The 621-nt window shown below is 67.5% G+C and carries 1 protein-coding gene; it reads right to left on the bottom strand.

The window, feature by feature from the left end:
* Positions 1 to 2: 2 nt before the first annotated feature.
* The coding region (locus tag EN780_RS36680) for a class I SAM-dependent methyltransferase (protein WP_133372979.1) at positions 3 to 621 on the bottom strand (619 nt) is incomplete at its 5' end.

The raw sequence follows: 621 nt of genomic DNA, 5'->3' as shown, positions 1-621 counted from the left end.
CCTTAACGCCTCGGCGAGCGCAGCACCAGCAGCGGGCATCGCTCGGCGAGACCATAGCTGCCTGTTGGAACGACGCCGACATCGTCGAAGAACGCATGCGCCTCGCCAATCAGCACGTCTGCCGGCGCGAAGCTGTAGATAGCCGAAGAGTTGCGGTAGACGTCGATGGTGCCGATGACCGGCAATTCCCACCCGGTGCGTGCTGAAAGCTCCGCGCGGTCGGGAAACAGCGCGTCGAACCGTTCCGCAATGGTCTTCACGGGGATGGCATAGTCGGGCGCGTTGCCCGCCGCGGTCATGGCGACGCGCCATTTGAGCTCATGGAAGGTGGAGACGCCGCCGGACAGCGCGAGCCCCCGTCCCGCGTGCGGGTCGTCGGGTGCTTGCGGACCGGCAAAGAGGCGCGCCCCCGCTCGGCCGCCTGGACGGAGCACGCGTGCGATTGCCGCGAACAGCGCCCGCCGTGCGACCGACAAAGCGAGCGCGGAAAGGCACCCGTCACCGATTACCACATCCACGCTTGCGCCAGGAACGGGCAGGTCAAGCCAGTCGCCGTTCACCGCTCTGCGCGACGCCGTGTCGCCCGGCCAGATTCCCGAGATCATTTCGGGAGACTCGTCG

The sequence above is a fragment of the Mesorhizobium sp. M4B.F.Ca.ET.089.01.1.1 genome (genome assembly GCF_004022605.1).
GTDB lineage: Bacteria > Pseudomonadota > Alphaproteobacteria > Rhizobiales > Rhizobiaceae > Mesorhizobium > Mesorhizobium abyssinicae.
The sequence above is the reverse complement of the archived record's forward strand: the minus strand, read 5'-3'. Positions and strand labels throughout refer to the sequence as shown.